This window comes from Streptomyces sp. NPDC030143 (assembly GCF_055573695.1).
Genome location: NZ_JBVIAY010000002.1, coordinates 131,338 through 137,965, shown reverse-complemented (window position 1 = coordinate 137,965; position 6,628 = coordinate 131,338). Strand labels below are relative to the sequence as shown.

Annotated in this window: 5 protein-coding genes; 3 read left to right on the top strand and 2 right to left on the bottom strand. The window is 72.5% G+C overall.

Annotation, left to right across the window (positions count from 1 at the left end; genetic code table 11):
• Positions 1–143: 143 nt before the first annotated feature.
• Positions 144–1,967: a S8 family peptidase gene (locus tag ACZ4YY_RS03760; protein ID WP_468283491.1), complete on the bottom strand. Its 1,824-nt coding sequence runs from the start codon at positions 1,965–1,967 to the stop codon at positions 144–146.
• A gap of 357 nt (positions 1,968–2,324) precedes the next feature.
• Here ACZ4YY_RS03760 and ACZ4YY_RS03755 point away from each other — a divergent pair, with 357 nt between their 5' ends.
• Positions 2,325–3,284: a lytic polysaccharide monooxygenase auxiliary activity family 9 protein gene (locus ACZ4YY_RS03755; protein WP_468283489.1), complete on the top strand. Its 960-nt coding sequence runs from the start codon at positions 2,325–2,327 to the stop codon at positions 3,282–3,284.
• Positions 3,285–3,319: 35 nt separating this feature from the next.
• Here the strand turns inward: ACZ4YY_RS03755 and ACZ4YY_RS03750 are convergent, their stop codons facing one another.
• A complete protein-coding gene (locus ACZ4YY_RS03750) occupies positions 3,320–3,958 on the bottom strand; it encodes a Tat pathway signal sequence domain protein (RefSeq protein WP_468283488.1) in 639 nt (212 codons plus the stop codon).
• Between the two features lie 696 nt (positions 3,959–4,654).
• Between ACZ4YY_RS03750 and ACZ4YY_RS03745 the strand changes: the two genes are divergently transcribed.
• On the top strand, positions 4,655–5,323 hold the full coding sequence (locus ACZ4YY_RS03745; RefSeq protein WP_468284335.1) for a DUF6230 family protein: 669 nt from the start codon (positions 4,655–4,657) through the stop codon (positions 5,321–5,323).
• Positions 5,324–5,370: 47 nt separating this feature from the next.
• A complete protein-coding gene (locus ACZ4YY_RS03740; protein WP_468284333.1) occupies positions 5,371–5,778 on the top strand; it encodes a DUF6114 domain-containing protein in 408 nt (135 codons plus the stop codon).
• The last annotated feature ends 850 nt before the right edge of the window (positions 5,779–6,628 follow it).

Here is a 6,628-nt window from a genome sequence, read left to right as displayed (position 1 = left end):
GTGTTTGGTGTGTGCTTGTTGGGTCCCCGCAAACCCCCCCCCGGGTGCTCTCCCCCCCCCCCCGGGAGGACAGGTGGCTGTGGTCCTCTCTGTTCCCCCCCCCCCCCCCCCCCCCCGCCCGTTCACACGCGGCTGTCGGCTGCTCAGAAGGTGAGCTTCCAGTTGTTCAGCCGGCCCGTGTCCTGCGCGGCCACGTCCTGGACGCGCAGCTTCCAGGTGCCGTTGGCGACCTCGCCGGAGGCGTTCACGGTGTAGGTGGCGACGATGTTGTCCGCGGAGTCCGAGGTGCTGGACGCCTTCAGACGGTAGGCGGTGCCGTCCGGGGCGACGAGGTCGACGACCACGTCACCGCGGTAGGTGTGGGTGATGTCCACGCCGACCTGGAGGGTCGAGGGGGCGTTGCCGGTGCGGCCGGTCACCGCGATCGAGGACTCGACGGCCGAGCCGTTGTCCGGGATGTTCAGCGCGGTGGTGTTGGTGAAGGTGGTGCCCCCCGTGGAGCCGCCGGAACCGCCGGAGCCGCCGGTCACCGCCTGCACCGTCTTGGCCGCGTCGGCCAGGCCCGCGCCGCAGCCGCCGGAGCAGGCGCCGGGCAGGGCACGGGCGTTGGTCTTGATGGCCGACTCGATCTGCGCCGGGGTCAGCGCGGAGTTCGCCGACTTCAGCAGGGCGGCCAGGCCCGCGATGTGCGGGGTGGCCATGCTGGTGCCCTGGTAGGAGGCGTAGTTCTCGGTGGACGGCGTCTTGGTGCCCGAGTTCAGGGTCGACAGGATGCCGTTCGCGGTGCCGGTGCTGGTCTGGCCGCCGGGCGCCGAGATGTCCACGAGCGAGCCGTAGTTGGAGTAGGACGCCTTCGCGCCGGTGCGGTTGGTCGCGGCGACGGAGATGACGTTGTTGCAGTTGCCCGGCGAGTGGTTCGCCACGTTGTCGTTCTCGTTGCCGGCCGCCACGACGACCGTGGTGCCGCGGTTCACGGCCGCGTTGATCGCGCTCTGGGTCGCCGAGGTGCAGGCACCGTCGCCGCCGAGGCTCATGTTGATGACCTTGGCCACGTTGGAGTTGGCGGGCACGCCGGAGACGCTGCCGCCGGACGCCCAGGTGATGGCGTCGATGATGTCGGAGTCGTAGCCGCCGCACTTGCCGAGGACGCGGACCGGGGAGATCTTCGCGCCGTAGGCGATGCCCGCGACACCCTTGCCGTTGTTCGTGGCGGCGGCGATGGTGCCGGCCACGTGGGTGCCGTGCCAGGAGGAGTTGGAGGCCGGGATGCCGCTGCCGCACTCGTTGGCGTTGTACCAGTCGCCCGGGTCGGCCGGGTTGCTGTCACGGCCGTCGCCGTCCACCGAGACGGCGGTGTCGGCGATGAAGTCGTAGCCGCCGACGATGTTCGCGGCGAGGTCGGAGTGCGTGACGTAACCGGTGTCGATGACGGCGACGGTGACGCCGGTGCCCGTGGTGGTGTTCCAGGCGCCGGGCACGTTCATGCCGGCGGTCGCCTCGAACAGGTCCCACTGCTTGCTGTACTCGGTGTCGTTCGGGTCGGCCTTCGCCGTGTTCAGGCGGTCCGGCACGACATAGGCGACCTGCGGGTCGGCCCGGTACTCGGCGACGACGTCGGCGACGTCCGCCGTGGTCAGGTTCTCGCCCAGGTCGACCAGGGCGGCGCCGGTGCCGAGGCGGCGCTGGAAGTCGACGTCCTCGCCGGCCTCCTTGCCCTTGGCGGCGGCGTCGGCCTCGGCGGCCGGGTTCGACCTGGCCTCTTCGGCAGCGGACTTGTAGCCGACGATCAGACGCTCGGCCGGGGTGCCGGGTGCGGCCTCGGCCTGGGCGGCCGGGACGGCGGGGGCACTCTGCGGCGCGCTGTCCTGGGCGGCGGCGACCGAGGCGGTGGAGGCGGCGGTGAGCAGGGCCGCGGAGACCGCGGCGACGGATATCAGCTTCCGTCTCTGAGCGGGGGAGGGGCGCAAGGGCGTGCCTTTCGTGGCCTGCTCCGGACAGGGCGGAGCGGCGGTCGATTCGCTTCGTCGTCGAAGCGGCGGGGGGTGAATCGAGGAGCAACGCGATGGCCGGCCAGGCGCGGGGCCGACCCCCGTGGGGTTACCTGTGGGTCAGCTGTGGAGGAACGATAGGCAAAGGAACTGGTGTCCGGATACAGGGGAAACCCTCGATCCGGCCGGAAACCCACCCTCGCTCGGAGCGCCCCGGCGGCGATTGACCGGGTTTGCTCCGGCGACGTCCGGTACGGCGGGGTAGTGAACGCGCCGGGGCTGTTGCCCGTACTGCACGGCAGCCCCTTTCCCGCGCCGGCCGAGGAGACGTCCCCGATGCCCCGCAACACCGCGCACCGCGCCGCACACCGCACCGCCGCCCTGACCGCCGTCGCCCTCGGGCCGCTCCTGCTGGGGTTGTGGGCGGCCGGACCCGCACGAGCGCACGGCGCGCCGACGGATCCGGTGAGCCGGGTCCACGCCTGCTCCCCCGACGGCGGCGCCGCGGCCCGGAGCGCGGCCTGCCGGGCCGCGGTCGCCGCCAACGGCGGGCCGTTCACCGAATGGGACAATCTGCGGGTCGCGAACGTGAACGGGCGGGACCGGCGGACGATCCCCGACGGGGAGCTGTGCAGCGGTGGCCTGTCCGCCTACCGGGGGCTCGACCTGGCCCGCGCCGACTGGCCGTCGACCCGGCTGGCACCGGGCGGGACACTGCGGATGACATACGTGTCGACGATCCCGCACACCGGCACGTTCAAGCTGTACCTGACGAAGCCGGGATACGACCCCGGGCAGCCGCTGACCTGGGACGACCTGTCCGAGCGGCCGTTCGCCGAGATCAGGGACCCGGTGCTGAGGGACGGCGCGTACCGCCTCACGGCGAAGCTGCCCGCCGACCGGACGGGACGGCAGGTGCTGTACACCATCTGGCAGAACAGCAGCACGCCGGACACCTACTACTCGTGCTCCGACGTGGTGTTCCCGACGGCGGAGGAGGAGGCCGAGCCGGTGCGGCCCACGTCCGCCGCATCGACGCCTGCGGCTGACCGGGTACCCGAACGGCGGCCCTCCGCCGCTCCGTCGGCCCCGGCCACCCCGACGGCGGCCGTGGCCTCGGCGCGGGCGGACGCGGGAGGTGCGCCCTCGGGGGTGTCCGAACCGCCGAGCGCCCCGGTGGCCGAGGCCACCGGGGCGGGTTCGGGGCCGTCCGCGCCCCTGGTGGCGGGCGGCGCCGCCGCGGTGCTGGCACTCACCGGCGGCGCGGCCCTGGTGGTACGCCTGCGGCGGCGTTGAGACCGCCGCAGGCGCGAACTCGATCCAGCTGACGGTCAGTTGACGATGATCGAGGCGCCACCGGAGGTCACCGGGGCGTACTTGGCGCTGAAGAAGGCGTTGGCGAAGCAGAGCGACGAGCCGGACACCTTGGTGAACTGCTGGTTGGCGAAGGCGAGGCTGTTGTCGGTGTTGCTCGCCGTGCCGGTCAGCGCGGGCCCCTCGTAGACGCAGCTGACGCTGCCGAGCAGGGTGCGCAGGACGACCGTCGTGCGGATGTTGGAGCCGGCCGCCGCCGAGACGGTGACCGCGCCGCCGGAGGTGACGGCCGCGGTGTAGGGGAGGTTGTTGACGGTGATGCTGGTGACGCCGAGCACGCCGAGGACGTTCGAGGTGCAGCTGGTGAAGGTCTGGGCGGTGAGCGACTCGGTGGCGGTGCCGGGCGCGGCGGGGTTGGAGGTGACGGTGGCGGAGAAGTTGGACGCCGCGCACGAGACGCCGCTGGTCCCGGTGGCGCTGGAGTAGAAGGTGGCGGAGGTGCCGGTGGCCAGGGTCGCCGTGAGGGTGTCACCCACGGCGACGTCGCCGTTGGCGGTGGTCAGCACCGCGGGGTCGGCCGCGGAGGCGGGGGTGACCGCCGTCAGCGACAGGGCGGCGACGGTACCGGCGGCGGCGAGGAGGGAGCGGATGCGCATGCGGGTGCCTCATCTCTGAAGTGGGGGGTGGTGCTGGGGAGTTGATGGAACGTGGGGGGTGTGAGGGACGCGAGTTCCGATGTTCCGCCGGTGCCGGCCCGTGACGCCTTCTCCGTACGCGACGGACCGGCAGCGGACGTGACGCCGGACGCGGCCGGCAGGGGGAAGCGGCCGTGGACGCCACCGTGAAGGAGAGGAAGGAATCGGAACTCGGGGCGCATGGGCCCGTGCTGGCTGCCCGGGCAGGTGTGCGGGTCCGGCCGCCGGTCGACGACGGCCGGACCTGGGTCCGGGAGCGCGGACGAACAACGCCGCGCGGCGGATCCGGCGCCACGGATCCGAGCTGGGGCCACGTCGGTTGTAGACCTGAAAAAGCGTCAGCGTCAAGGCTGCGTAAGCAAGTTGACGGGTTCGGGGCGAGACCGGGCGGCGGCCTCACCGCGGCGTGCGACAGCACGGCGGGACGACGGGACAGCAGGCCGGACCACAGGCGGTACACAACGAACACCCTTTTTCCACATCTCCCTTGACCCCTTGGTGTAACCATCGGTAACTTCCGAATTGGCTACTGCTGCGTAACGAGAAAGCCCTTGCGATTCCGGGAGTCGTGAGGAGGCGTGCGTGACAGCCGCTGTCCGCGCCAGGACAACGCGCCACTGAAGCCCAACCCGCATGACTATGCCCATGGGAGCAGACATGGCCTCGTCCTCGGACGTCTCGTCGTCCGCCGAGAACACCCCAGGAACCCCGGCAAGCGGTTCCACAGCACGACGCGGCCGGGTCCGGCCGCGACGGGCCGCCGTGATGGCGGTGCCGGCGACGTTCGTCGCCGCCGGGCTCGCCGTCCTCACCGCCCAGGGAGCGCTGGGTGTGCAGTTCGCGATCTCCGGCATGCCCTTCGTGGTGACCGCCGACAAGCTCGAGGGCGACGGCTTCGCGCAGTTCGGCTCGCTGGACCACATGATCGAGAACAGCCCCAACCAGGGCGACACCGGCGGCCAGGTGCTGGTCGTCACCTCGGTGGTGAAGAGCGGCAAGCTCACCAACCTCTGTCAGAGCGTCGACCTCGGCGGCATCCAGCTGGTCCTCACCGCCGGCGACAAGGGCACGAAGGTCAGCGTGGAGAACCTGGCCATCGACTCGGACGACATCACCGGCAACGCGGCGTTCAACAACATCGAGATCGGCCGCGACGCCAGCACCTTCGACAAGGTCAACACCCGCGGTATGCCGGGTGTCTACGGCCAGCAGGCGGACAAGGTCGTCATCACCGACCTGTACCAGCACAACTACGGCGCCACCGCCGCCGTCTTCAAACTCCCCGACCTGCACATGCGATTCGGGAGCAAGGGCTGCCCGCAGTGAACCGCTTCCGGCAGTGGAGGGCGCACAGGCCCTTCGCGGGCGGGCTGATGCTCGTGCTGGGCGGCGCGGAGATCCTCGTCACCATGAAGGCACCGCTGCCGGTCATCCTGCACATCGGCATGCAGGGGCTGGCGGGGTACCTCCTGCCGACCACGATGCTGCTGAGCGGGCTGCTGATCCTCTTCAACCCCTCGCAGCGCCTGTTCTACTCGATCATCGGCGTCCTGGTCTCCCTGGGCACCTGGCTGACCTCCAACCTCGGGGGCTTCCTCATCGGTCTGCTCCTCGGCGTCGTGGGCAGCTGCATGGCCTTCGGCTGGCTGCCCGACCAGGAGCCGCGCCGCAGCCGCCGGCAGCGGCGCGAGGAGGCCCGGGCGGCGAAGGCGGCGAAGGCGGCCGAGGAGAAGTGGAGGGCCACTGAGCCGCTGCTGACCCAGTCGCCCGAGTCCGCCTGACACCACGTGCGGGATCCGGACGACAGGGCCACCGCCCGACGCGGCGACGGAGCCGGGACCACGGGACCGCAACCCGACGGAGCCGGCCAGGCGGAGCCGCGCGAACGGAGCCGGGCGAAACGACAGGGCCGGGTGCGACGGCCGGCCGGCGGTCGCACCCGGCCCTTCCGCCTGCCCACAGCCCGCTGCGCCCCCGCCCGAGCCACACGGCCCGCGGCGCGCGGCGCGCCCCCGCCCGAACTCGCCGCCCCGCGCTGCCGGTGCGCCCGGGCCCGCGTCCCTCTCCACCGTCCCGCACGGCCCGCGGCGCGCCCGCGTCCCCGACCACCGTCCCGTACGGCCGCGGTGCCCGATGCGCCCGCGTCCCCCTCCGCCGCCCCGCCCCGCCGTCACGACGACGTCATCGGCGCCCAGGAGCGCGTCCCGGCGGACACCGAGGACGGGGGGCGCAGTGGTGCGGGAGCGGCCCGCCCCGCCCGTGCGCACGCGGGCCGACCGTGACGGCACCCACCCGCGGCACATCACTCCGCCCGGACGACACCGACACCGGCACCGGCACCGGCACCCGGCATGTCCCCGGCCCCACCACCGGTCCCCGGGTGGTGGGGCCGGGGACACCGCGCCGTACGGCGCGACGGCGCGCGCGGGCCCCGGCCCGGCCGGTGCGGGAGGGCGGCGGAGCCGTGCCGAGAACCGCCCGGGATTGACGAACATTCAATTCACCTGGGCTTTTCCGCGTTCGCGGCCCTGCCGGAGCCGTCCCGCATCACAATGCGGCAGCAGCACCTCACCCCGGGTGGTCGTTCACTTGACTACCAACGGTCACACGCGGTTGGCTCCGAGCCAGCGC